Below are 23944 nucleotides of genomic sequence, written 5' to 3' on the forward strand. Positions count from 1 at the left end.
AAGGGACGGACATGAAGGAGAAAACAATGGCAGGCCAGGAGCAGCAGCAGCCGCAGTCGCGGGACACCGAGGTTGACGAGGACGTCCCCGCCGCGCCGCCGGCCCCCGCGGACGCCCAGGCGTCGGCAGCCACCCAGGGCGTGGACGATCTCCTCGATGAGATCGACGGCGTGCTGGAGTCCAATGCCGAGGAGTTCGTCCGCGCCTTCGTCCAAAAGGGCGGCCAGTAGGAGCGCCGCCGGCCGCCGGATGAGGGCGGCGGGAGGGGCTAAGGGCCGGAAGAGTCGTTGATCCACCACGTTGAGGGAGAGCGTTAGTGCAGGAAACAACAGCCAACCGAGTAGCAGCCAACGCGACGTCCTCATTCACCGAGCATCTGCAGCGCGAACGGCCTGACTTAATGCCCTTTGGCCAAATGCCGTTCAGCCAGCTGCCGGCCACCGGGCATGCCGCCCAGCCGGCGGCTGCGCTGCAGGTCCCGCACGGCACGACGATCGTGGCGATGACTTATGCCGGGGGAGTGCTGATGGCCGGCGACCGCCGCGCGACGATGGGCAACGTGATCGCGAGCCGGCACATCGAAAAGGTCTTTCCCGCGGACCAGTACTCCGTGCTGGGCATCGCCGGAACAGCCGGAATCGCCCTCGACATCACCCGGCTGTTCCAGGTGGAACTCGAGCACTACGAGAAAATCGAGGGCACGCTGCTCAGCCTGGACGGCAAGGCAAACCGGCTCGGCGCCATGGTGCGCGGCAACCTGCCCATGGCCATGCAGGGCCTCGCCGTCGTCCCGTTGTTCGCCGGATTCGACCGGCCCGCGGGCTTTGGCAGGCTCTTCTCCTACGACGTGACAGGCGGCCGCTACGAGGAGCAGGAGCACCACGCCGTGGGCTCCGGCTCGATGTTCGCCCGCGGCGCGCTGAAGAAACTCTGGCGCCCCGGCCTTTCGGAACAGGACGCCGTGGCGGTCGCCGTCGAGGCCCTGTACGACGCCGCCGACGACGACTCCGCCACGGGCGGGCCCGATCCGGTCCGGCAACTATGGCCGGTGGTGTACATCGTGAACCGAACGGGCGCCTTCCGCGTCCCGGAGCGGGATCTCGCCGCCGTCGCCGGCCGCATCATCGAATCCCGGGCCGTCGCCCAGCGGGAGGCCTGAGATGACCCAGCAGTTCTATGTATCGCCCGAACAGCTGATGAAGGACCGTGCGGATTTCGCACGGAAGGGCATCGCCCGCGGACGCTCGGTGGTCGTCATCAGCTGCAGGGACGGGATTGCCCTCGTGGCCGAGAACCCGTCTCCCTCGCTGCACAAGATCGGCGAGATCTACGACAAGATCGCGTTCGCCGCCGTCGGCAAGTACAACGAGTTCGAAAGCCTGCGCCAGGCCGGGGTGCGCTATGCCGATGTCCGCGGCTACTCCTACGACCGGGAGGACGTCACGGCCCGCGGCCTCGCGAGCGTATACGCGCAGAGCCTCGGCGCGGTGTTTACGGCCGAACAGAAACCCTTCGAGGTGGAACTGGCCGTGGCCGAGGTCGCCCAGACCCAGGAGGCGGATCACCTGTACCGGCTGACCTTTGACGGCTCCATCGCCGATGAACAGGGCTTCATTGTGATGGGCGGCCAGGCGGACAAGGTTTCCGAAGCAGTCGCGGCGGGCTGGCAAGGCGAACTGGACTTCGCGGGCGCCATCCGGCTGGCCCTCGCCGGACTCGTGGCGGACAAGGAAACAACCACGCTGCCGGCGTCCGCGCTGGAAGTCGCGGTACTGGACCGGGCCTCGGAGAGCGGACGCGGCACCCGGCGGGCATTCCGCCGGCTCGAGGACCCGGACATCGTGGCATTGCTGGCTGAGGAGAAGTGAGATGGACAAGCGCATATTCGGCATCGAAACCGAATTCGGAATTTCCTATTCAAGTCCGGAGTCCCGGCCGCTCGCGCCCGAGGAAGTAGCTCGCTACCTCTTCCGCAAGGTGGTCAGCTGGGGACGGTCCTCCAACGTGTTCCTGACCAACGGTTCGCGCCTCTACCTGGACGTCGGCTCCCACCCGGAGTACGCCACTGCCGAGTGCGACGACCTCGCCCAGCTGATCGCGCATGACCGGGCCGGCGAACTGATCCTCTGCGACCTCGTGGACGAAGCCCAGGAGCGCCTGGCGGCCGAGGGGTTCAACGGCACCGTCTACCTGTTCAAGAACAACACGGACTCGGCCGGGAACTCCTACGGCAGCCACGAAAACTACCTCATCCCGCGCCGCGGCGAATTTTCCCGGCTCGCGGAGATCCTGATCCCGTTCCTCGTGACCCGGCAGTTGATCGCCGGGGCCGGCAAGATCCTGAAGACCCCGCACGGGGCCACCTTCGCCTTCTCCCAGCGGGCCGACCACATCTGGGAGGGCGTCTCCTCCGCCACCACCCGTTCCCGGCCCATCATCAACACCCGGGACGAGCCGCACGCCGACGCCGAGTTCTACCGCCGCCTGCACGTGATCGTGGGCGACTCCAACATGTCCGAATCAACGGCCCTGCTCAAGGTCGGCACGGTGGACCTGATCCTGCGGATGATCGAGGCCGGAGTGATCATGCGCGACATGCGCATGGAGAACCCGATCCGGAGCATCCGGGAAATCTCCCACGACCTCAGCGGCCGGGCACTGGTCCGGCTCGCCAACGGCCGGCAGCTCACCGCCCTGGAAATCCAGCGCGAGTACCTGGGCAAGGTCACGGCGTTCGTGGCCGAGCACGGCGCGCACAACGCACACGTGCCGCTGATCCTGGACCTTTGGGAGCGCACGCTGGACGCCATCGAAAGCGGCGACACGAGCACCATCGACACAGAAGTGGACTGGGCGATCAAGAAGAAGCTCATGGACAACTACCGGGAACGGCACGGGCTGGGGCTGGACGCGCCCCGGATCGCGCAGCTGGACCTGACCTACCATGACATTTCCCGCGGCCGCGGACTGTTCTACCTGCTCCAGGCCCGCGGGGCCGTCCGCAGGATTGTGGATGACACGGCAGTCAAGGATGCGGTGGATGCCCCGCCGCAGACCACCCGGGCCAAACTCCGCGGCGACTTCGTCCGGCGTGCCCAGGAGCTCGGCCGCGACTACACGGTGGACTGGGTTCATTTGAAGCTGAACGACCGCGCCCACCAGACCATCCTGTGCAAGGATCCGTTCCGGAGCGTCGATGACCGGGTGGATGCGCTGCTGGACTCGATGGGCTGATACTCAGCTTCGCACGTTATTCTGAGGTAGGGCCGCCTGGCGGCCGCCGCTTTCTTTGCCGCGGGAAACCGAACGGCACTGAGTCCACCCTGCCTCGACGAAAGTTTCCAAGTGCGCCGACTACTAGCAATTCTTCTTCCCGGACTGCTGCTGCTGACCGCCTGCGGCGGCGGCGAAGCGCCCCCGGCTCCGGAACCCACCAGCCAGTCCGCGGGTGAGACCGCGAAGCTGGACTCGGTCAAATTGACGGAGAACGGTGACAAGAAGGCCCCCGGTGTCGAATTCACCAAACCGCTCGATGTCAAGGAACCCACCGTCAAGGTGGTCACCGAAGGCAGCGGCGACCGGGTCAAGGCCAACCAGATCGCCAACATCTCGATCGTCGCCTTCAACGGCAAGGACGGCAGCACCCTCGAAGACACGTTCCCGAACGATCCCGAGCCGCTGGAGCTGAACGACGAGCTCAAGAGCAGCAGCCCCGTGATCTACAACGCGTTCGTAGGCGCCAAGATTGGCTCCCACCTTGCCCTGGCCGTCCCCGGCCAGGCCGCAGCCGAGGGTACCGAGGCCAAGCCGACGCAGCTCCTGATCGTCAAGGTGCTCTCCGCCAAGGACGCTCCGCCGGTCCTGGACAAGCCTGAGGGCGACGCCGTCACCCCGCCGGCCGGGCTGCCGACCGTCAAGGAAAACGACAAGGGCATTCCGGAAATCTCCGTGGCCGGCGTCAAGGCTCCCACCGCGCTGGTCTCGCAGGACCTCATCAAGGGCAAGGGCCAGGCCCTCAAGGAGACCGACACCATCACCGTGAACTACGTCGGCGTCGCCCTCGCCACCGGCAAGGTCTTCGATTCCAGCTTCGACAGTGGCAAGAAAGCCACCTTCCCGCTGACCGGCGTCATCAAGGGCTGGACCCAGGGCCTGACCGGCAAGACGGTCGGCTCCCGCGTCCTTTTGGTGGTCCCGAAGGACCTCGCCTACGGTGATCAGGGCCAAGGCGACGCCAAGGGCGACCTCGTCTTCGTCGTCGACATCCTCGGCGTCAAGTAATCCACCGCATCCACAACACGTCACCCCCAAAGGAGCACCCATGTCATTTGGACAGCGCAACCTCGACCGCGAAAAGCCCGAAATTGACTTCCCCGAAGGAGACGTCCCCACCGAACTGGTCATCACCGACCTGATCGAAGGGGACGGCGCCGAGGCCAAGCCCGGCGACACTGTTTCCACCCACTACGTGGGCGTTGCCTGGTCCACCGGCGAAGAATTCGACGCCTCCTGGGGCCGCGGCGCGCCGCTGGACTTCCGGGTCGGCGTCGGCCAGGTCATCCAGGGCTGGGACCAGGGCCTGCTGGGCATGAAGGTCGGCGGCCGCCGCCGCCTGGAGATCCCGTCCGAGCTCGCCTACGGCTCACGTGGCGCCGGCGGGGCAATCGGCCCCAACGAGGCCCTGATCTTCGTCGTGGACCTCGTCGCCGTCCGCTAAGCACGGACGCCAGCTACGCGGGCTGAACCGGTCGTCTGATTCAGCCCGCTGAATCAGCCGCACACGGCGCAAAGCGCGGTAACAATCGGGAAAGTTCTTCCGGCTGTTACCGCGCTTTCGTCATTTTCCGGGACGGGCTTTAGTACCCTTACGAGGTGTCCGCCTCACGTACAGAACGCCTCCTGAACCTGCTCATCGCCCTGCTCAATACCAAGTACGGCCTGCGCCGCAGCGAGCTGCGCGAAAAGGTCTACCACGACACGACGAGCACGGACGTGGCCTTCGGCCGCATGTTCGAACGGGACAAAGGCGAGTTGCGCCAGTTCGGGTTCGACGTCGAAACCGTCACGGACACGGGCTGGGGCTCCGACGACCCGGCGACCACCCGCTACCGGATCGGCAAGGAATCGAACCGGCTGCCCGACGTCAGTCTCACGCCCGAGGAATGCACCGTCCTCATCCTCGCAGCGCAGCTCTGGGAGCACGCCGCCCTCGGCTCCGCCGCCGTGGACGCGGTCCGCAAACTGCAGGCCGCAGGCGGCCTGCCCGACGCCGAACTTCCCACCGGAGTCCAGCCGCGCATCCGCCCCGCAGGCCAGGCCTTCGAAGACCTGGTCGCCGCGATGCACGCCCAGCACCCGGTCAGGTTCAGCTACCTCGCCGGCAGCACGGGCGAGGAGCAGGAACGACTGGTGGAGCCCTGGGGCCTGGGCAGCCGCTTCGGCCAGTGGTACCTCGTGGGCCACGACCGGGACCGGTCGGACAAACGGTTCTTCCGGCTGTCCCGGCTGACGTCCGCCGTGACAGTTCTGGACAAGGAGAGCTTCACGCCGCCTCCCGCCGGCTTCAACGTCCGCGCCGAACTGGCCGCTCTGGCCGAATTGCCCGTGCAGACCGCCGTCGTCGACGTCGAGGAAGGACGGCTCCTGGGACTCCGCAAACGCGCCCTGCCGGTCACAGACCCGGCACAGGAACCCGGGGAGCCCGGATCCGGGGGACACCGGTCCGGAGGACTCCGATCCGGAGAACGGCGGCACGCGGCCGGCACGGACCGACTCGCGGTGACCTTCCGCGACGCCGAGACCCTCGGCGAGGAACTGGCCTCCTACGGTCCCCGGGTCACCGTGATTTCGCCACCCGACGTTGCCGCAGCCGTCCACCGCCGTCTCAGCGCCGCCGCCGCATTCGTTGCCCGGCCGGCGCCCGAGGTGGCGTTCCCGGAGGCCGGGCGCGCCGGCCGGCCCCGAAAACGGACGTCCGAGGATCAGCTCAAGCGGATGCTGCAGCTGGTGCCCTTCCTGGTCCACAACCAGGGACTGCACATCAGCGAGGTAGCCGCCCGGTTTGGGATCACCCGCAAGGCGCTCGAGGACGACCTGCGGATCCTGATCTGCTCGGGCCTGCCGGAAGGCTACCCCGATGATCTGCTGGACATTCAGTGGGACGATGACCACGTGTTCATCACCCAGGACCTGGACCTGACCCGCCCCGTCCGGTTCACGGTGGACGAGGCCTGCGCCCTCCTGACCGGTCTGGAGACCCTCAACGGCTTGCCAGAGATCGCCGAAGGCGGCGCGCTGGAATCCGTGACGCTCAAGCTCATGGCCGCGGCGGGGGAGGAGGGGCTCAAGGCTGCCGCGCTCTCCGGGCCCGAGGTGGCCCCGGGCAACACCGAAACGCTCGAAACCGCCCGCGCGGCCATCGAGTCCGGCGCGCAGCTGCACCTGAGGTATTTCTCGCCGCAGCGCGACGCCGTGTCCGAACGCGATGTGGACCCCTTGCGGCTGTATTCGCTGGACAACACGTGGTATCTCGAGGCGTACTGCCACTCCGCCAACGGCCTGCGCAACTTCCGGCTGGACCGGATCGAAGCCATGGCGCCCAACGGCCGGCCCGTGGCAGACAGTGCAAAGCCGGCGGACAGCTTCCCGGTGAAACTTTTCACCCCGAACGACGACGACACGGTGGTGGTCGTGGAGCTTGCGCCCCGTGGCACCGGACTAGCCGACGACTATTACGCCGAGCGGACCGCGGCCCTGCCCGGCGGAGGCCTCCTCGCCGAAATCCGGTTCGGCAGCACCGAGTGGCTGCCGATGTTCGTGGCCCAGCACGGCGGGATGGTGCGGATCCTGCAGCCGGGCGCCGTAGCAGACGCGTCCCGGGAGTGGCTCGCCGCGGCCCTGACGCAATACGAAGACTCGTCGGATCGCCCGATAGACTGATCCGCATGCCTTGGTGGTCCTGGATCGTGATTTGGATAGCGCTCATCGCGCTTTCGCTGTTGTTCTTCGGCGTGCTCGGCTTGCGGCTGTTCCGGCAAGCAACGACGACGCTCGCAGAACTGAGTGAAGCCGCGGACCGCTTTTCCCAGGTGCCCTCATTTGCGGACCCCGGATCGGGGCACACTGCGGCCGACGCCGACGCGCCGGGCGGCGCGGACGGAGCCCTCCGGCCCGAACCCGGGAGCGCCGTTTTTGCCTCGCCTGCCCGGATGCGTCATGATTACCACGCATCCAAGTTCTCCCGGCAGAACGCCCGCCGGTTGCGCCGCATCCAGCGCAAGAAGGATCGCGGGCAACCCCAGGCACTGCGCGACATCGAAACGCGTTAGACATAGGATGTATTCAAACGAAAGGACCTCCCCAAATGAGGCTTGAAGGCTGGCATCTCATCATCATCATCGTTCTGGCATTGGTGCTGTTCGCTGCGCCGAAGCTGCCGGGCATGGCCCGCAGCTTGGGCCAGTCGATGCGCATTTTCAAGTCGGAAGTCCGTGAAATGAAGAAGGACGGCTCCTCCGACGCCAAGGATGGCTCCGAGCCGGTCGAGGGCCGGGTCATCAACCACCCGCAGGCCGGCGCTCCGGAAAGCCGCACGGGCGACGGAACCGACGTTCCGCCGTCGACCCGCGCCTAAGACCGCATGGCAGTAACCATGAGCCGTCGATCGAACCCCGAGGGGAGGATGGCGCTCCTCGACCACCTCAAAGAGCTGCGCAACCGGCTCTTCAAGGCGGCAATCGCCGTCGTCCTCGGAACAGTGGTGGGTTTCTTTGTCTACCAGCCGATGCTGTCGGCGCTGATCAAGCCCATCCGCGATCTGAACACGCACGAGGGCCGCCAGGCCACCCTGAACTTTGACGGCGTCGCGAGCTCCTTCGACCTGATGATCCAGGTGTCCGTGTTCCTTGGCCTGATCATCGCCAGCCCGGTGTGGCTCTACCAGCTGTGGGCCTTCATTGTGCCCGGGCTGCACAAGAAGGAACGGCGCCTTGCCTTGTCCTTCGTAGCAGCTGCCGTGCCGCTGTTCCTCGGCGGTGTCCTGCTGGCCTGGCTCGTGCTGCCCAACGCGGTGCGCGTCCTGACCGATTTCACGCCGTCGGGCGGCTCCAACTTCATCAGCGCCCAGGTGTACCTGTCCTTCGTCCTGCGGCTGCTGCTGGCCTTCGGCATCGCTTTCCTGCTCCCGGTGGTCCTGTTCGGGCTGAACCTGGCCGGCCTGATCAAGGGCCAGCAGCTTCTCAAGAGCTGGCGGATCACGGTGTTCCTGGTGTGCCTGTTCGCCGCGATGGCCGCACCCGGCGCCGACGCCATGAGCATGTTCTACCTGGCCGGTCCCATGCTGGCGCTGTTCTTCGCCGCGATCGGGCTCTGCCTGCTCAACGACCGCCGGCGCGAACGGCGTGCCGTCAAGCGCGACGCCGAGACCGAAGCCACAGCCGACCACGCCACCCCCAGCTCCGAGCTGGAGAATCTCTAGCCTTTCGCGCATTAGGCTGGAAGCATGTCGTCACACCCCGGGCCGGAATCACCGTCCGAACGTTACCGCGCCAGCGTCGAGCGGGCCGCCGAAGCCAAGACCTATCTGGGCGGATTCATCCGGACGCTCGAATTCGAGCTCGATGACTTCCAGCGTGAAGCCTGCCTGTCCCTGCAAGCCGGGCGCGGCGTCCTGGTGGCCGCCCCTACCGGGGCAGGGAAAACTATTGTGGGGGAGTTCGCCATCTATCTGGCACTCCAGCGCGGGCTCAAGGCGTTCTACACCACACCCATCAAGGCGCTGAGCAACCAGAAATACTCCGAGCTGGCCGCCAAGTACGGCGCCGCCCAGGTGGGCCTGCTCACCGGCGATACCAGCATCAACGGCGACGCCCCCGTCGTGGTCATGACCACCGAGGTGCTCCGCAACATGCTCTACGCGGATTCGGACACCCTTGATGACCTCGGCTTCGTGGTCATGGACGAGGTCCACTACCTCGCCGACAGATTCCGCGGCGCGGTGTGGGAGGAAGTCATCATCCACCTTCCCAGCGAGGTCCAGGTGGCCTCGCTTAGCGCCACGGTGTCCAACGCCGAGGAGTTCGGTGCGTGGCTGGACACCGTCCGCGGGCAGACCGACGTGATTGTCTCCGAACACCGCCCGGTGCCCCTGTGGCAGCACGTCATGGTGGGCCGGAAGATCGTGGACCTGTTTGCCGGCGACACCAGCTTTGACGAAATCGCCCCCGCCGGCGAGGTCGAAGGAAGCGAGGCCGGCGCCGCCCAGGAGTCGGCGACCACGGCGGCGCTGATCGCCTCAACGCAGCCCGCCGTCACTGCGGAGTTGCCCGGCCGGGCCGGGTTCGAGGTCAACCCGGAACTACTGTCCATGGCACGGGCCGAGAGCCAGATGAATTTCCGTGGCCGCTTCGGCCACGGCGGCCGCAGCCAGCGCCGGAACCAGCGCAGCCAGCGGGACGAACCGCAAAGCGCCCAGCGCAGCCCGGTGCGGAAGGCCAGCCGGCCGCAGGTCATCGCCAGCCTGGACCGGCAGGACCTCCTGCCGGCCATCACCTTCATCTTCTCCCGGGCCGGCTGCGATGCCGCCGTTGCCCAGTGCGTCGCGGCCGGACTGTGGCTGACCACCGAGGCGGAACAACTTCTCATCGCCCAGCGCGTCGACGAAGCCGCCCAGGACATCCCCTCTGACGACCTCGACGTCCTCGGCTTCTGGAGCTGGCGGGACGGCCTGATGCGCGGACTCGCGGCGCATCACGCCGGCATGCTGCCCACGTTCAAGGAAGTCGTGGAAAAGCTGTTTGTCGACGGACTGGTCAAGGCCGTCTTCGCCACCGAGACCCTCGCCTTGGGCGTGAACATGCCGGCCCGCTGCGTCGTGCTGGAAAAGCTGGACAAGTTCAACGGCGAGGCGCACGTCAACATCACGGCGGGGGAGTACACCCAGCTGACGGGCCGCGCCGGACGCCGCGGAATCGACGTCGAGGGCCACGCCGTCGTCCTGTGGCAGCCGGGCACGGATCCGGCCGCCGTCGCGGGCCTCGCCTCCCGCCGGACCTACCCGCTGAACTCCAGCTTCCGGCCCACATACAACATGTCGATCAACCTCCTGGCGCAATTCGGCCGGCCCCGTGCGCGGGAGATCCTCGAATCCTCCTTCGCCCAGTTCCAGGCGGACCGTTCCGTGGTTGGGCTGGCCCGTCAGGTCCGGAGCCGGGAGGAATCGATCGCCGGATTCAGCAAGGCGATGACCTGCCATCTGGGCGACTTCACCGAATACGCGCGGCTGCGGCGGGCGCTTGGCGACGCCGAGACGACCGCCTCCCGGAGCACCTCGCGGGCCAGGAAGTCCCTCACCGAGGACTCCCTGAGCCGGCTGCTTCCAGGGGACGTGGTGGACGTCCCCGCAGGCAAGTCACCGGGCCTCGCCGTGGTGCTCAGTTCCGACCACGAGTCCCGGGAACCGCGCCCCGCCGTGATGACCCTGGACAACCAGCTGCGCCGGATCGGCCTGCACGACGTGGAGGGCCCGTTGTCGCCGATCACGCGGATCAGGATTCCCAAGTCGTTCAACGCCAAAGTGCCCAAATCCCGGCGTGACCTGGCGTCCTCGGTGCGCAACGCCATCCGCGAGCACCGGCCGCCCGCGCCCCCGCGCCGCGACGACGACTTCGGCCGGGCCTCCGCCGCGCCCAACCAGGAGAAGCGGATCGCCGAGCTGCGCCGGGAGCTCCGCGCCCACCCGTGCCACGGCTGCAGCGAACGCGAGGACCATGCCCGGTGGTCCGAGCGCTGGTGGAAACTGCGCCAGGAAACGGACGGGCTGATCCGTCAGATCCAGGGCCGGACCAACACCATCGCCAAGACGTTCGACCGCGTGTGCGGCGTCCTGACCGGCTACGGCTACCTGGAGACCTCGGACACCGGTGCGCTCTCCATCAGTGCAGACGGGCAACGGCTGCGCCGGATCTACGGCGAAAAGGACCTGCTGATTTCGCAGTCCCTGCGAATGGGTGCGTTCAACGACCTCGACGCCGCCGAAATCGCCGCGCTGGCCAGCGTGCTGGTCTACCAGGCCAAACGGGAGGACCGTGGGCTTCGGCCCAAGATGCCCAGCGTGTCGCTGGAATCCGCGGTGGATACCGTGGTGCACGAATGGTCTGCCCTGGAGGACGTCGAGGAGGCCAACAAGCTGCCGCTCACCGGCGAGCCCGAGCTTGGCCTCGTCTGGCCGATCTTCAAATGGGCCAAGGGCCGGCACCTCCAGGACGTGCTCAGCGGCACCGACCTGGCGGCGGGAGACTTTGTCCGCTGGGTCAAACAGGTCATTGACCTGCTGGACCAGCTCGCCGACATCCCGAACCTAGACCCCCGGATTGTCCGGCTCTGCTCGGAGGCCATCAAACTGATCAAACGCGGCGTCGTCGCCTATTCCTCCGTGGCCTAGGGCCGCAGCAGTGGGGCCGCGCCCGGGGCCTCGACTGCGTTTTGCGAGCTTTCCGTGTTTTTTGCGCCTTATTGAGTTTGCCGAATTTTCGATCGCGCCGGCGTTGGGCCGGCCACCAGCTACAAGGAGTGCCCGCCCCATGACCGATTCGCCGGCCGCCGCCCGCAACGTCACGCTGTACCGCAATGGCTCCGTCTACACAGCGGCCGATCCCTTTGCCACCGCCATGCTGGTCGACGGCGACACCGTGGCCTGGGTCGGGTCCGAGCAGGCTGCGTCCTCCATCGCGGACTCCAGCATGGAGATCATCGATCTGCAGGGCGCGCTCCTGGCACCGGGTTTCGTCGATTCCCACGCCCACCTGACGGAAACAGGAATCGCGCTGGACGGGCTCCAGCTGGCGGGCGTGCGCTCGGCCGCCGAACTGCTCGATGCTGTTGCGGCTTCCAGCGCCTCCGCCTCCGCCTCCGTATCCGGTACCGTCCTGGGCCACGGCTGGGACGAAACCACGTGGGCCGATCCCACCCTGCCCTCCCGGGAGGAAATCGAACGCGCGGCCGGCGGCCGCCAGGTCTATCTGTCGCGCGTGGATGTCCACTCGGCCCTCGTGTCCAGCTCTCTGGCGGCGGCTGCGAGGCTGGACGGCCTCGACGGCGACGGCGGCGGCGGCCAGGTCAAGCGCGGGGCGCACACCGCCGCCCGCCTGGCGGCCCGCCAACTCCCGACGGCCGCCCTGCGCGCCTACCAGCAGCAGGCCCTCACAGAGGCGGCCGCCAACGGGTACGTTGCCCTCGCCGAAATGGCCGCCCCGCACATCGGGAGCATCGAGGACTTGCAGGTCGCCTCGGCCTGGAACACCACCCCCGGCGGGGAGAACCATGCAGACAACGCGGCCGGCATGGCGGTGCCGGAGATCCTGCCGTACTGGGGCGAGCTCGCCACATCCGAGGAACATGCCCGCTCCATCCTGGACGGACTGGGTATCGCGGTCCTGGGCCTGGCCGGCGACCTCAACATCGACGGCTCCATCGGCTCACGAACCGCGTCCCTCCGCGCGGACTACGCCGACGCCCCCGGAGAGCGTGGCAGCCAGTACCTCTCCGTCGCCGACGCAGCGGCCCACCTTGCGGCGTGCTCGCTCCTGGGGATCCAGGCAGGCTTCCACGTGATCGGCGACGCCGGCCTGGACGCGGCCCTGGACGCCCTCGACCTGGCTGCCGCCGAGGTAGGTGAGCAGCGCGTCCGCGCCGCAGGGCACCGTTTCGAGCACGTCGAACTCGCCGACCCTGCGGCCATCAGCCGGCTCGCACGCTATTCGATTACCGTCAGCGCCCAGCCGGTCTTCGACGCACTGTGGGGCGGTGAGAACAGCCTGTACCAGCAGCGCCTGGGTTCCCGGCAGCTGGGAATGAACCCCTTTGCAAGCTTCTACTCAGCCGGTGTGCCGATCTGCTTCGGCAGCGACAGCCCGGTGACGCCGCTGCGGCCGTGGTCCAGTGTGAGGGCCTGCCTGCAGCACACCAACCCTGCGGAGCAGATCTCCGCCCGGGCAGCGTTCCTTGGCCACACCCGCGCCGGCTGGCGGGCTGCCCGCTACCCCAACCCGATGGCCGGACAACTGGTGCCGGGGGCTCCGGCCAGCTTCGCGGTCTGGGAAGTCGAGGAACTCATGGTCCAGGTCTCCGACGGAAGGGTGCAGTCCTGGAGCACCGACCCGCGCGCCCGGACGCCGCTCCTGCCTGCGCTGGACACCGGAAGCGACCCTGTCTGCCTCCTGACCGTACGAGACGGCCAGCGGCTCTACGCCAGTGGCACCCTCGGCGCCTGAGCCGTTCTCCTAAACTGGGCACCCGAAGCGGGCGGCCGCCGTCGGGCCCCTGTTACTAAAGCCCGTCATCAAGGCCCGTCATCAAGCCTGCGGAGCCGAAACATTCCCCCGCGCCGCTCTGCCCTGAACTGGAACGACGGACATAAGGGCAGGTCACGGCTCGGTTGACAGATCGGGCCGCCCCCGTAGCATTGAGGGGCAACGGCGGCTTGCGTATGGCGTAGGCTCCGGCAGTCCCCGGTCCATTCCAGGTTGCCGCACCCGCGGGAACTTATACTGGTCATGACCACGGGCACCCCCAGGGGGCGGGTCTACTTCGCAGCAGAAAACGGTTCCGGCGCCGCAATTTTCAGGCCTGACGGAACTGGCCCGAAGCGGGTGGACCTGCCCGGGCGATGATGCGGGCCTGTCATGCGCGCACAACTCCCTATAATGGGAAGTTGCGCCTGAATTTCCCGAACGATCGTCTTTCGGCGCACCGACCGCTCCCTTCAAGGAAAGGCCTCGCTGTGCGTGTCCTCACCATCATCCCCACCTATAACGAGCTGGAATCGTTGCCCAAGACCCTCGGTCGCCTGCGCACAGCCGTGCCCGCGTCCGACGTGCTGGTTGTCGACGACAACAGCCCCGACGGCACGGGGCAGCTGGCAGACCGCATGGCCGCCGAAGACGGCCAGGTCCACGTCCTGCACCGCGCTGGAAAGGCCGGGCTCGGAGCCGCGTACATCGCGGGCTTTAAGTGGGGCCTGGACGCCGGCTACGACATCCTCGTGGAGATGGACGCCGACGGCTCGCACCAGCCCGAACAGCTGCCCCAGCTGATTGAGGCCGTGGAGCAAGGCGCAGACCTCGCCATGGGGTCGCGCTGGGTGCCCGGCGGCAGTGTGGTCAACTGGCCCATCTACCGGCAGGCCATCAGCCGGGTCGGCAGCACCTATGCCCGGATCATGCTGGGCGTGAAAATCAAGGACGTGACCGGTGGTTTCCGCGCGTTCCGCCGGACCACTCTGGAGAAGCTAAACCTGGATGCGGTGGACTCGGTGGGCTACGGCTTCCAGGTGGACCTGGCCTGGCGCGTGGCCAAGCTCGGGCTGACGATCGTGGAGCGCCCCATCACCTTCGTCGAGCGCGAACTCGGCGCTTCGAAGATGAGCGGCAACATAGTGGTCGAAGCCATGATCAACGTCACCAAATGGGGACTGACCGCCCGCTGGAACAAGCTGCGCGGCAAGCAGGACGGCAAGTAGGACCACCGGCAGCGCGGACGGCTCCCGTCCCGCAAGGCACCTAAGGCGCGCAAAGCACGCAAGGCAATTGCCACAGAAAAGGGCCGGGCCCGCATCAATCAACTGATGCGGGCCCGGCCCTTCCCGTAGCGTGTGTGCCGGGCTCTAGGCTGAGCGGCGTTCGCCGCGGCGTTCGCGCAGGATCGTGAGGCGGTCTTCGAGGATCTGCTCAAGCTCGGGAAGCGTGCGGCGCTCCAGCAGCATGTCCCAGTGCGTGCGCACTGCCTTTTCGTTGCTGTTTACGGGGCGTTCGCCGTCCACCAGCAAGGCTTCCTTGCCCGTCTTAGAAACCCAGACCGGGGGGATTTCGGCTTCCGAGGAGAACGTCACGAACACCTGCTCGCCGTCCTCGCAACGGTATTCAACCCGCTGGCGCGGAGCCGGTTCGACGCCGGATTCGGTCTCCATGCTCTGTGCGCCAAGGCGCATACCCCGCAGGCTGCGATCGCTCATCTTTTCTCCCTCTATTCGGTTCGCAGGGTCAAGCCCTGCGTTGTCCGGGGACCGTCGGGCGCCGGACTTCTGGTTGCACAGCGCTGTACCGTGCCTGGCCCGTGTGGCCCGGCCAAATGACAGTCACCAGTGAACAAAACTGTTTGGAACGTCATTGGAATCAACGCTGTGCGGAGCGTATTTGTTCCGGACGACTGAACGGACCGGACAAATATTCAAGTATACGGGAGTGGTGTGGGTGAGGTAAAGCGAGTACCCATGCAGCGCGAACTGCGTAGGCTGTACCCGGCCAATCAGGCCTTAAGCTGATTGGCCCCCGCAACCGCGCCGGAAAGGCGGGGCTGCGGGGGCCGACAGGTGCGGGGGCTAGGACCGGCTTACTTGGCCATCAGCCGCGGCGGGCGCTGGCTGCGGAGCAGCCTCCGGCGTCGACGGCTCCTGCGCCTGGGCCGGGACGCCGCCCAAGACGCTGCCTATCCCCTTGAGTGCCTCGCCGATCTCGCTCGGAACAATCCACAGCTTGTTCGAGCTGCCTTCGGCGATCTTCGGGAGGGTCTGCAGGTACTGGTAAGCCAGCAGTTTCTGGTCCGGGTTGCCCTTGTGGATCGCGTCGAAGACCTTCTGGATGGCCTGCGCCTCGCCGTCTGCCCTCAGGATTGCGGCTTTGGCGTCGCCTTCGGCTTTCAGGATGGAGGACTGGCGCTGGCCTTCGGCGGTGAGGATTGCAGACTGCTTGGTTCCTTCCGCGGTCAGGATAGCGGCGCGGCGGTCACGCTCGGCCCGCATCTGCTTCTCCATCGAATCCTGGATCGAGTGGGGCGGATCGATCGCCTTGAGCTCCACCCGGGAGACGCGGATGCCCCAGCGTCCGGTCGCCTCGTCCAGGACTCCGCGGAGCTGGCCGTTGATCTGGTCGCGGGACGTCAACGCTTCCTCGAGGTTGAGTCCGCCGACCACGTTGCGCAGGGTGGTGGTGGTGAGCTGCTCCACGGCCTGGATGTAGTTGGCGATCTCGTAGGTCGCGGCCCGGGCGTCAGTGACCTGGAAATAGACCACGGTGTCGATCGAAACAACCAGGTTGTCCTCGGTGATGACGGGCTGCGGCGGGAAAGAAACCACTTGCTCACGCAAGTCCAGCAATGGCAGCAGGCGGTCCACAAACGGAATCAGCAGGGTAAGGCCGGGATTCAGGGTGCGTTGGTATTTGCCCAGCCGTTCAACGACGCCGGCCCGGGCCTGTGGAATGATCCGGACCGACCGGACCAGCACAATAATTACGAACACAATTAGTACCAGCAGCACAATCGCGACTGCGATATTCATACTTCACCTATTCCCCAGTTGTTTGATTTTGGTCCCGCGCCTTGCAGATCCGCGGCCTGCTGCCTGCAGGTGACCGCAGAACTGGCGTCCCCTATTGGATGGCCGATTCCGGCTGCGGCGCCACGATGGCAGTGGCACCGTCGATGGCGCTGACCACCGCCTGTTGGCCGGGTGCCAGGACTCCTGATTCGGACCGCGCGCTCCAAACGTCCCCGCCAATTTTGACGAGCCCGCCGCTTTCGCTCACCGCCTCCATGACGACGGCGGATTCGCCGATGAGTCGCTCAATGTTCGTGCGTTGATCTGCAGGGCCTCGATGGAGGTGTTTAAGTGCCACCGGCCGGACAAAGCCGATCATCAGCAGGGATGCCACGCAGAAGGCAATAATTTGAAGCCACAGATCGGCCCCCGCGAAGTCCGCTACTAATCCGGCGAGAGCGCCGCCGCCGAGCATGATGAAAAACAGGTCCAGGGTGAGCATCTCGACCACGGCAAACAGGAGAAACAGGGCGAGCCACAGCGCCCACCAATTCTCGACCAGCCATACAGACATCAATTCCCCCTTGAGTTCCGGGAGCTGAAGGCACAGCCCCCCAGTACTGTATTTCCATCCTATGCGGAAGGCAGAGGGCTGGGACCGGCAGGCGGAAATTCATGGCCAAAGTGGCCAAGTCGTTATTTCCCGGGGCAATTTCTCCGTCCGGAGTCCCCGCCCTGGTGGGCTAGGGGCGGCCTGAACCGCTCCGCGGCACCCCGGGAGTGTTCACGCGACGGGTTCAAAAACGCTGATCCGGAAGCGTGCCGAGACGGCGGTCCGCTCCGGAAGGCCGGCCTCGAGGGCACCGAGCGCGGCACGGTCCAGGTGATGGCCTGCGGGCCCCATGAACGCAAGGTTGGCTACATCACGCGGGCTCAGGGACAACGGCAGGTCCAGATCCCGGGATTCGACGGGCGCGAAGTGCTGGCCCAGGGACGCCACGAGACGCTCGTCCTTGCCCGGCTCGATCCCCAGCATCCCGGCCTGCCCGGCAATCTCGGCCAGATGGCCGGGCCGCGGCGTGACCACCACCAGCCGGCCGCCGGGTCGGAGCACCCGGGAGAACTCGGGCGCGTTGCGCGGCGCAAAGACCACCATGACGACGTCGACGGCGTTATCCGCGACGGGCAGCGGCTGCCAGACATCCGCGACCAAATTCACGGCTTCCGCGTTCATCCGTGCGGCGCGGCGCAGTGCGAACTTCGAAATGTCCAAGCCGATTGCCGCGGCCAAGTCACCGTCCTGCCGATCCACTGCCGTCAGATCGAGCAGGGCCCTGAGGTAGTGGCCGGTTCCCGTTCCGGCGTCCAGCACCACCGGGGGGCGGGACGTCGCCTCCATGACGGCGGGCGCGGCCATCCGTGCGACGGCTTCGGCCAGGGGCCGATAGTGCCCGGCGGAGAGGAAATCGAATCGAGCGGCCACCATGTCGGCTGAATCTGCTTCAAACACGGTTCCCTTGCCGACCAGGAAGTTGAAGTAGCCCTGCTTGGCGGCATCAAAACAGTGGCCGCCCTCGCACACGAGCGTGCGGGCCGCGCCCCCGCCGGGCCGGAGAACGTTCCGGCAAACCGGGCACAGGAGGGGGAATTCGAGGGCGGGAGGCATAGCTTCATCCTAAGCGGGCATCCGGTACTCCCTGCGGGCCAGGGAATACGCGCCGGGCCACGTGGGAGCGGTCCCGGCCCGGCCCTACACACCGCGGGTGGACGGTTGGAGCGTCCGCGCCGCACCGCAGGGAGTGAGGTATTTCACAGTGCGCGCACCACGGGCTAGGCTCGCAAGCGTGAAATCTGAACAACTTCCGCTGCTCAATTCCGTCTCCGCCCCCGCCGTGCACCCTGACGGCTCTCGCGCCGTGGTGTCCGTAATCCGGCCGGACTTCGACGCCGACGCCTACGTGGGACAGCTCTGGACCGTCCCCGTGGTCCCGGACTTGGACTCTCCGGACTTCGACGATTCTGCCCAACGGCCCCGCCGATTGACCCGCGGATTCCGGGACACGGCACCTGACTTTTCGCCGGACGGGCAGGCGCTGGCCTTCCTGCGCGCGGCCCCCGGCGGCAAGCCGCAGCTGCACGTCGTGGAGGCAACCGGCGGCGAACCGCAGCCGCTGACGGCAGCCCCGCTGGGAGTCAGCTCCTTCGCCTGGTCACCCGGTTCCCGGACCATTGTCTTCAGTGCCAGGACCCCTGATGGGGGCCGGTACGGCAGCGTCGAGGGCGTGGGCGCGGGCAGCGAGGACGCCCGGCTGATCACCGATTTCAAGTACCGGATAAACGGTCTTGGCTACACCGCGGACAAGCCCCTGCACCTGTTCCTCCTCGAAGTACCGCAGCTCGATGCCGAGCCGAAGGTGGCCCCGGCCGGACGCGCGCTGAAGGCACTCGGCGCCGCGGCTGATCCCACGGAGGCTGCCGGGCGCGTCCTGCCGGGCGCCAAGCAGCTCACCACCGGTCCAGCCGATCACAACGGCGCCAGCTTCAGCTCCGACGGCGGCACTATCTACGTCACGGCGGCGCTCCATGAAGGCCAGGACACCGACCTCGTCAGCCTGATCTATGCGATTCCCGCCGGCGGAGGGCAGCCGCAGGCCATCACGCCGGCCAACGCCCGGCCTCAGACCGTCAGTGCCGTGCGCCAGTCCGCGGACGGGAAGTGGCTGTTCTTCCTCGCGCAGGACCTGGGCCCATCCGGCCGGGACTTCGTTGGCCAGAACACCGCCCTGTACGCCATGCCGGCCGGCGGCGGACAAGCCACGGCGCTCAGCGACGTCGAGACTCTTGACCTCTCCGGCAGCAACCGGATCGAGCTGCGCGGCCCCGCCGGCGCGCTGGTCCTCAACAATGCGCGAGGAACCGTGGAACTGCACGAGTTCGGCGCTACGGGCGGCCACACCGTCCTCCTGGAGGGAAGCCGGGTGGTGACCGGCGCTGCGGACGGCGGTGGGTCCGTGGTGGTCAGTTTCACCGATTCGACCACGGCAGGCGACCTCGCCGTGCTCGACGGCGGGCGGGTTCGGCGCCTGACGGACTTCTCCGCGCCGCTGCGGAGCGTCGCGGGCATCTGCGAGCCGCAGGAACTGACCTTGCCCTCAGCTGACGGGTACCCGGTCCATGGTTGGCTCGTGAAGCCGGCGGGCCCGGGCCCGCACCCGGTGCTGCTGAACATCCACGGCGGCCCATTTGCCCAGTTCAGCGGGGCCTTGTTCGACGAAGCCCAGGTCTACGCCGGCGCAGGCTACGCGGTACTGATGTGCAATCCGCGGGGTTCGGCCGGCTACGGCCAGGAGCACGGACGGTCCATCAAGGAGCGGATGGGAACGGTGGACATGCAGGACGTTCTCGCCTTCCTGGACGGGGCCTTAGAGAAGTTCGAGGACCTGGACGCCGCCAATGTCGGCATCATGGGCGGATCCTACGGCGGCTACCTGACGGCGTGGACCATCAGCCACGACCACCGCTTCCGGGCGGCGATCGTCGAGCGCGGTTTCCTCGATCCTGTGAGCTTCATCGGTTCCTCTGACATAGGTTGGTTCTTCGGCGGCGAATACACCGGCCGGTCCGAGGAGCAAATGGCGGCCCAGAGCCCCATGGCCCGCGTGGACAACGTGCGGACGCCCTCGCTGGTGATCCACAGCGAGGAGGATCTCCGGTGCCCTGTGGAGCAGGGGCAGCGGTATTTCACCGCCCTCAAGCAGCGGGGCGTGGAGACCGGGTTCCTGGTCTTCCCGGGCGAGAACCACGAGCTGTCCCGTTCCGGCACCCCGCACCACCGGAAGCAGCGGTTCGACGAGATCCTGAAATGGTGGGCACGCTACCTTCCATCCGCCGAGAATCCGGCACCGCAGCCCTAGTCGGCCGCCCTAGTCGGCAGCCCCAGTCAGCCGCCTTAGTCCTCCGCCGGGTCCGGCAGGAACCCCAGTTCCTGCCGGGCGCGGCTGATGTCCGGTTGCGCCCAGCGGGCGGAGTATTCGGCACTGCTGCTGATGGAGCGCAGCTCTGCCCGGTCAAGGAACAGGACCCCGTGCAGGTGGTCGGTCTCATGCTGGACAATCCGTGCCTGCCAGCCGGAGAGGGACCGCTGCATCGGCGTGCCGTCCGGCGCCGCGAAGTCGAGCTGGACCGATTCCGGCCGCATCACCGCAGCCTGCAGGCCCCCAATGGAGAGGCAGCCTTCGTAGAACGCCACAGACTTGGGGCCAAGGATCCGATAGCTCGGGTTCACCATGGCGAAGAACGGCAGCGGCTCCCGGCCACGGACTGCGGCTACCTCGGCATCGACGTCGAACTGGTCCTCCAGGACCGCGATCTGCAGCGGAATCCCCAGCTGCGGTGCCGCCAGGCCAACCCCGGGGGCCTTGTGCATTACGCTGCGCATGAGGTCGATGAGGTGACCGAGTTCGGCGTCCGTCAACTGGCCCTCGTACGGTGCCGCCACGTGCCGAAGCACTGGATGCCCTGCCTGGACAATCGGCGGAAGGATACCCGCGCTGAGGATCTCCTGGACCGTTTCGCTAATCCGGGCGGCGCTGAAGTCGGTGGGCCTGGCGTCATAGGACATGCCCCCACACTACTGGCGGCCGCACGCCGTTGTAACAAAGTCGTAGATCCGGCCTCGAAGTTGGGCATCGGCGCCTACTTTCAGGACCCCCTCCCGGCCGGCCACCCTGACCCGCAGCGGCAGGAGGGTGCCTACCTTGTCTTCGGCCACGGCATGCGGGTCGCAGCGGGCGGGCCGGATGCCGAGCCGCACTTCCTGCGGCGGCCCGCCGGCGCGGAGCGTCAAGGAGCGGGGCCATGGAGCCTGCGTGGCTTCCGCGAGGAGGGTGGTTTCGTCTATCCGGTCGATCACCAGTTCAGCGCCGCCTGCATCGGCGGCATCGGTGGCATGCGGTTGCACCAGCAGGCGCACGACGGCGGTCCGCCCGCCCGCGGCGACCTCAAGGTCCGGAGCGAGCCGGATAGCGGCCACGGCCGAGGCCGCACCGGTCAGGCACATCTCGGCATTGTTCCGGGCCAGGACGCCGAACGGGTCTGCCGCCGGCGTTGTGGTGCCGGCTGGGCCACCGTCTGGGGGCTGCGCCAGCCGGAGGGAGACGAACGCGGTGCCCGGTGCGCCGCCGGATGCAGCATTCGTCCCTGGCGGCCCCGTGGTCGCGGCCGGGCTGCCGCATTCGGGTGCGGGCAGCGGTGCCGGCAGGCTCTTCGTCTGTCCGGGCGGGAGGACGATCCCGCCGGAGTGCGCCGGCCAGGCGATCGCGGCGGAGAATAGCGGGCTGCTCAGCTCCGCGCCCAGGACCGTCAGGGCGCTGCCGGTGGTGTTCGTGAGCTGGATTTCGATGATTTGCTTGCTATAGTTGTCGCGGAACTGGCTGATTTCCGCGGTGACAGGCCCGGCGGCGGTGGGTGTGACCGTCGTCGTCGGCGTTGGGGAACCTGTGCCCGGGAACCCGTTGCCCGAGCAGGACGCCGCGGTCCCAAGCACGGTCACGGCAGCCATGATCCGCAACAGAATCCGGCACTGGCGCGTCACAGGGTGGCCGTCCATGCGCACAGTCTATTCCTGGGCGCCGCCCAGTCCGGGGCGCGGGCTATCGGCAGGCGGAGCCCGGGTGGGGAGGCAGACGACGGGAGCCGGCTAGTGCATCGTGAAGCGGCGGGCGATCAGTGAATTTACCGCCGGAACCGCAGCGATGCCCCCGATGGCCCGGTTCCGCACCGCCAAGAGGCCGTCCGCCAGGGGCCTGCCCAGGGCCATGTTGATTTCCGCCTGGCGCGCCGCCCGGGCTGCCGCCCTCAGCCGGGTGTGTTCGAAAGTCCTGAGGGAACCCGTCACATCCCTGCCGCGCACCGCCGCCTTCACGATCGGCGCCAGCATCGCGGCATCCAGCCAGCCCAGGTTCATGCCCTGTCCTCCGATGGGACTGACCTCGTGGGCCGCGTCCCCGATCAGCACCGTCCGGCCGGCCACCATCCGGCGGGCAAGGCGTGAGTGGACGCCGAAGCTGCTGACCATGCTGTTGGTCCCGGCGTCGATCTCCAGGCCAGTCCGTTCCCGCACGCAGCGCATCAGCCAGCACGCGTCGCCGCCCTGATCGCTGGCCGTGAGACCGTTGGCAGTCGGGCCGCCTGCACGGGGATCGGCTGGCCCCAGGCGCACCACCCACCGGCGCCGTTGACCGGGCAGGGGGAACGACTCCACGATGCCCGCACTGGCCAGGAACAGCGCGGCGTCCGGACCGAACCCGGTCCGGTCGGCGAAGTCACCCATGAGGTAGCTGTCCGGATACTCCTTGACGCGCAGGCCGATGCCCTGGCTGGCCCGCACCGTGGAGCGCACGCCGTCGGCTGCTATGAGCAGCGGCGCCGAATAGCGCAGCGCGCCGCGCGGGGATTCGGCTTCGGCGGTGAACCGGGCGCCGTCGTCGGAGAGCCGGGTGAGGCGGACGGCGCGGTGTACGGCGCCGTCGTCGAGCTCGCTGACCCGACGTTCCAGCAGCGCCTCTGTCCTGCACTGGGGCAGGGACAGGACGAACGGAAACCGGTCCGAGACGCCGTCGAAGGACATCTCGGCAAGGGTCTTCCCGCGGGCCACGGCCACTCCGCGGCGGATCTGGACCCCCTCGGCAACCAGGGACCCGGCAACGCCGGCCCGGGCCAGGGCCGTGAGCGCCGGCGGATGGATGCCGATGGCACGCGAATGGGGTTCCGGTGCGCTCCGCTGTTCCAGGACCTGGACATCGACGCCGTCCTGGAGCAGCAGCGCAGCCATGAACAGTCCCACGGGGCCGGCGCCCACAATCAGCACCTCAGCCACGGGGATCGGGCCCCGTCCTCGAGCCCCCGTCGGCGCTGTCCAGCAACAGCAGGTTCCGGAAGGGGGCGTGGCGGGCAACCGTCCATCCGTCGGGAGCGGCGGCAGCCAGCTCCGCGGCGGTGTAGCTCCGCCGGATCGAGGTCAGCCCGTCCCGCCGGATATAGGAGCCGGTGAACACCCAGGAGGAGGCAAAGAAGAGCGCGTAGGCGGCGGGGCTGCGGCGGATGTCGTTGTGGACCACCGTGCTCCGGGACAACGCGGCCGACTCGGCCAGGAACGCTGCCAGCCCCTCAAGGTGGTGCAGCACGTGGTTGGACACCACGACGTCGTACAGCTCGCCCTTCTCGATCAGCTCCGCAGCGGACGATTGCCGAAACGTGACATTCTCTGCCGCGTGGCGGCCGCGGGCGAACAGGATGGCCCGCGGATCCGGGTCAATGGCGGTGACCTCGAGGCGCAGTCCATCCCGGGCGGCCCAGCGGGCAAGCAGCACCGAAACGTCGCCCCCGCCGCAGCCGATATCCAGCAGCGAGGTAGGGGAGTCCGCGGACAGCCGCGGCCGCACCCGGGTGCGATAGATACCGTGCCAGCCGGCGATTGCGCGGTTGACCAGCGCAAACTGGGCATAGGTTCGCTCCAGCAGGCCGGGATCGCAGCCGGGCAGGTCCATTTCCTCGACGGCGTCCCAGGCGCGGTCCCGCAAGAGGGCCGAGCGGAGACGCTTCGTGCCCAACTGCTTCACGCCGAGCGGTTTCAGG

Annotated in this window: 22 protein-coding genes; 14 read left to right on the top strand and 8 right to left on the bottom strand. The window is 67.6% G+C overall.

The window, feature by feature from the left end; translation table 11 throughout:
• Positions 1-26: 26 nt before the first annotated feature.
• The 13 genes from AC1DDO_RS02755 (at position 27) to AC1DDO_RS02815 (ending at position 14515) form a co-directional block, all read left to right on the top strand.
• The gene (locus AC1DDO_RS02755) at positions 27-230 is read left to right on the top strand and encodes a ubiquitin-like protein Pup (protein WP_026266331.1); all 204 of its coding nucleotides are present in this window, start codon (positions 27-29) and stop codon (positions 228-230) included.
• 86 nt (positions 231-316) lie between these two features.
• Entirely contained in the window at positions 317-1159 is an 843-nt protein-coding gene (gene prcB / locus AC1DDO_RS02760; RefSeq protein ID WP_476971402.1) for a proteasome subunit beta, read from the top strand.
• 1 nt (position 1160) lies between these two features.
• Positions 1161-1868, top strand: coding sequence for a proteasome subunit alpha (gene prcA / locus AC1DDO_RS02765; protein ID WP_441408658.1), 708 nt, complete (start codon positions 1161-1163; stop codon positions 1866-1868).
• A 1-nt stretch (position 1869) separates the two neighbouring features.
• Positions 1870-3234 carry a Pup--protein ligase gene (pafA, locus tag AC1DDO_RS02770; RefSeq protein WP_476971403.1) on the top strand — a complete coding sequence of 455 codons (1365 nt, stop codon included), beginning with the start codon at positions 1870-1872 and terminating at the stop codon, positions 3232-3234.
• A gap of 111 nt (positions 3235-3345) precedes the next feature.
• Complete coding sequence (locus AC1DDO_RS02775) at positions 3346-4281, top strand: FKBP-type peptidyl-prolyl cis-trans isomerase (protein ID WP_441408660.1); 936 nt, start codon at positions 3346-3348, stop codon at positions 4279-4281.
• Positions 4282-4321: 40 nt separating this feature from the next.
• Positions 4322-4717, top strand: coding sequence for an FKBP-type peptidyl-prolyl cis-trans isomerase (locus tag AC1DDO_RS02780; protein WP_018772903.1), 396 nt, complete (start codon positions 4322-4324; stop codon positions 4715-4717).
• 155 nt (positions 4718-4872) lie between these two features.
• Positions 4873-6939, top strand: a complete 2067-nt coding sequence (locus tag AC1DDO_RS02785) for a helix-turn-helix transcriptional regulator (protein WP_476971404.1) — start codon at positions 4873-4875, stop codon at positions 6937-6939.
• A 5-nt stretch (positions 6940-6944) separates the two neighbouring features.
• Complete coding sequence (locus AC1DDO_RS02790; RefSeq protein WP_476971405.1) at positions 6945-7328, top strand: hypothetical protein; 384 nt, start codon at positions 6945-6947, stop codon at positions 7326-7328.
• A 35-nt stretch (positions 7329-7363) separates the two neighbouring features.
• On the top strand, positions 7364-7633 hold the full coding sequence (gene tatA, locus AC1DDO_RS02795; protein ID WP_390202465.1) for a Sec-independent protein translocase subunit TatA: 270 nt from the start codon (positions 7364-7366) through the stop codon (positions 7631-7633).
• A 48-nt stretch (positions 7634-7681) separates the two neighbouring features.
• Positions 7682-8476, top strand: coding sequence for a twin-arginine translocase subunit TatC (gene tatC, locus AC1DDO_RS02800; RefSeq protein WP_476971559.1), 795 nt, complete (start codon positions 7682-7684; stop codon positions 8474-8476).
• A gap of 24 nt (positions 8477-8500) precedes the next feature.
• Complete coding sequence (locus tag AC1DDO_RS02805) at positions 8501-11440, top strand: DEAD/DEAH box helicase (RefSeq protein WP_476971406.1); 2940 nt, start codon at positions 8501-8503, stop codon at positions 11438-11440.
• Between the two features lie 139 nt (positions 11441-11579).
• Positions 11580-13268 (top strand): amidohydrolase, encoded by a 1689-nt coding sequence (locus AC1DDO_RS02810; protein WP_476868086.1) that lies wholly within the window; start codon positions 11580-11582, stop codon positions 13266-13268.
• Between the two features lie 509 nt (positions 13269-13777).
• Positions 13778-14515, top strand: coding sequence for a polyprenol monophosphomannose synthase (locus AC1DDO_RS02815; protein ID WP_441408666.1), 738 nt, complete (start codon positions 13778-13780; stop codon positions 14513-14515).
• A 144-nt stretch (positions 14516-14659) separates the two neighbouring features.
• Here the strand turns inward: AC1DDO_RS02815 and AC1DDO_RS02820 are convergent, their stop codons facing one another.
• The 4 genes from AC1DDO_RS02820 to AC1DDO_RS02835 form a co-directional block, all read right to left on the bottom strand.
• Positions 14660-15007, bottom strand: coding sequence for an RNA polymerase-binding protein RbpA (locus AC1DDO_RS02820; protein ID WP_208748926.1), 348 nt, complete (start codon positions 15005-15007; stop codon positions 14660-14662).
• Between the two features lie 366 nt (positions 15008-15373).
• Positions 15374-16330, bottom strand: a complete 957-nt coding sequence (locus AC1DDO_RS02825; protein ID WP_476868085.1) for an SPFH domain-containing protein — start codon at positions 16328-16330, stop codon at positions 15374-15376.
• Between the two features lie 91 nt (positions 16331-16421).
• Complete coding sequence (locus tag AC1DDO_RS02830; RefSeq protein ID WP_441408668.1) at positions 16422-16883, bottom strand: NfeD family protein; 462 nt, start codon at positions 16881-16883, stop codon at positions 16422-16424.
• A gap of 210 nt (positions 16884-17093) precedes the next feature.
• Complete coding sequence (locus AC1DDO_RS02835) at positions 17094-17975, bottom strand: methyltransferase domain-containing protein (protein WP_476971407.1); 882 nt, start codon at positions 17973-17975, stop codon at positions 17094-17096.
• A gap of 178 nt (positions 17976-18153) precedes the next feature.
• On the opposite strand from AC1DDO_RS02835, the gene AC1DDO_RS02840 reads away from it, so the two are divergent.
• On the top strand, positions 18154-20223 hold the full coding sequence (locus AC1DDO_RS02840; protein ID WP_476868083.1) for a S9 family peptidase: 2070 nt from the start codon (positions 18154-18156) through the stop codon (positions 20221-20223).
• Positions 20224-20258: 35 nt separating this feature from the next.
• On the opposite strand, the gene AC1DDO_RS02845 is transcribed toward AC1DDO_RS02840, so the two are convergent.
• From AC1DDO_RS02845 to AC1DDO_RS02860, 4 genes are all read right to left on the bottom strand, one after another.
• On the bottom strand, positions 20259-20930 hold the full coding sequence (locus AC1DDO_RS02845; protein ID WP_476868082.1) for a peptide deformylase: 672 nt from the start codon (positions 20928-20930) through the stop codon (positions 20259-20261).
• Positions 20931-20939: 9 nt separating this feature from the next.
• Positions 20940-21917, bottom strand: coding sequence for a hypothetical protein (locus AC1DDO_RS02850; protein WP_476868081.1), 978 nt, complete (start codon positions 21915-21917; stop codon positions 20940-20942).
• Between the two features lie 90 nt (positions 21918-22007).
• Positions 22008-23186 carry an FAD-dependent oxidoreductase gene (locus AC1DDO_RS02855; RefSeq protein ID WP_476868080.1) on the bottom strand — a complete coding sequence of 393 codons (1179 nt, stop codon included), beginning with the start codon at positions 23184-23186 and terminating at the stop codon, positions 22008-22010.
• The gene (locus tag AC1DDO_RS02860; RefSeq protein ID WP_476868127.1) at positions 23179-23919 is read right to left on the bottom strand and encodes a class I SAM-dependent methyltransferase; all 741 of its coding nucleotides are present in this window, start codon (positions 23917-23919) and stop codon (positions 23179-23181) included. Before AC1DDO_RS02860 ends, AC1DDO_RS02855 begins: the two co-directional genes overlap by 8 nt.
• Positions 23920-23944 lie beyond the last annotated feature (25 nt).

The organism is Arthrobacter sp. 10N43, assembly GCF_056394525.1.

What these genes read in the sequence shown, in the direction of transcription:
- AC1DDO_RS02830 (WP_441408668.1), bottom strand. Translation starts at nt 16,883, where the DNA reads ATGTCTGTATGGCTGGTCGAGAATTGGTGGGCGCTGTGGCTCGCCCTG.
- AC1DDO_RS02780 (WP_018772903.1), top strand. Translation starts at nt 4,322, where the DNA reads ATGTCATTTGGACAGCGCAACCTCGACCGCGAAAAGCCCGAAATTGAC.
- AC1DDO_RS02820 (WP_208748926.1), bottom strand. Translation starts at nt 15,007, where the DNA reads ATGAGCGATCGCAGCCTGCGGGGTATGCGCCTTGGCGCACAGAGCATG.
- AC1DDO_RS02810 (WP_476868086.1), top strand. Translation starts at nt 11,580, where the DNA reads ATGACCGATTCGCCGGCCGCCGCCCGCAACGTCACGCTGTACCGCAAT.
- AC1DDO_RS02805 (WP_476971406.1), top strand. Translation starts at nt 8,501, where the DNA reads ATGTCGTCACACCCCGGGCCGGAATCACCGTCCGAACGTTACCGCGCC.
- AC1DDO_RS02835 (WP_476971407.1), bottom strand. Translation starts at nt 17,975, where the DNA reads ATGCCTCCCGCCCTCGAATTCCCCCTCCTGTGCCCGGTTTGCCGGAAC.
- tatA (WP_390202465.1), top strand. Translation starts at nt 7,364, where the DNA reads ATGAGGCTTGAAGGCTGGCATCTCATCATCATCATCGTTCTGGCATTG.
- AC1DDO_RS02755 (WP_026266331.1), top strand. Translation starts at nt 27, where the DNA reads ATGGCAGGCCAGGAGCAGCAGCAGCCGCAGTCGCGGGACACCGAGGTT.
- tatC (WP_476971559.1), top strand. Translation starts at nt 7,682, where the DNA reads ATGGCGCTCCTCGACCACCTCAAAGAGCTGCGCAACCGGCTCTTCAAG.
- AC1DDO_RS02845 (WP_476868082.1), bottom strand. Translation starts at nt 20,930, where the DNA reads ATGTCCTATGACGCCAGGCCCACCGACTTCAGCGCCGCCCGGATTAGC.
- AC1DDO_RS02850 (WP_476868081.1), bottom strand. Translation starts at nt 21,917, where the DNA reads ATGGACGGCCACCCTGTGACGCGCCAGTGCCGGATTCTGTTGCGGATC.
- AC1DDO_RS02790 (WP_476971405.1), top strand. Translation starts at nt 6,945, where the DNA reads ATGCCTTGGTGGTCCTGGATCGTGATTTGGATAGCGCTCATCGCGCTT.
- pafA (WP_476971403.1), top strand. Translation starts at nt 1,870, where the DNA reads ATGGACAAGCGCATATTCGGCATCGAAACCGAATTCGGAATTTCCTAT.
- AC1DDO_RS02825 (WP_476868085.1), bottom strand. Translation starts at nt 16,330, where the DNA reads ATGAATATCGCAGTCGCGATTGTGCTGCTGGTACTAATTGTGTTCGTA.
- prcA (WP_441408658.1), top strand. Translation starts at nt 1,161, where the DNA reads ATGACCCAGCAGTTCTATGTATCGCCCGAACAGCTGATGAAGGACCGT.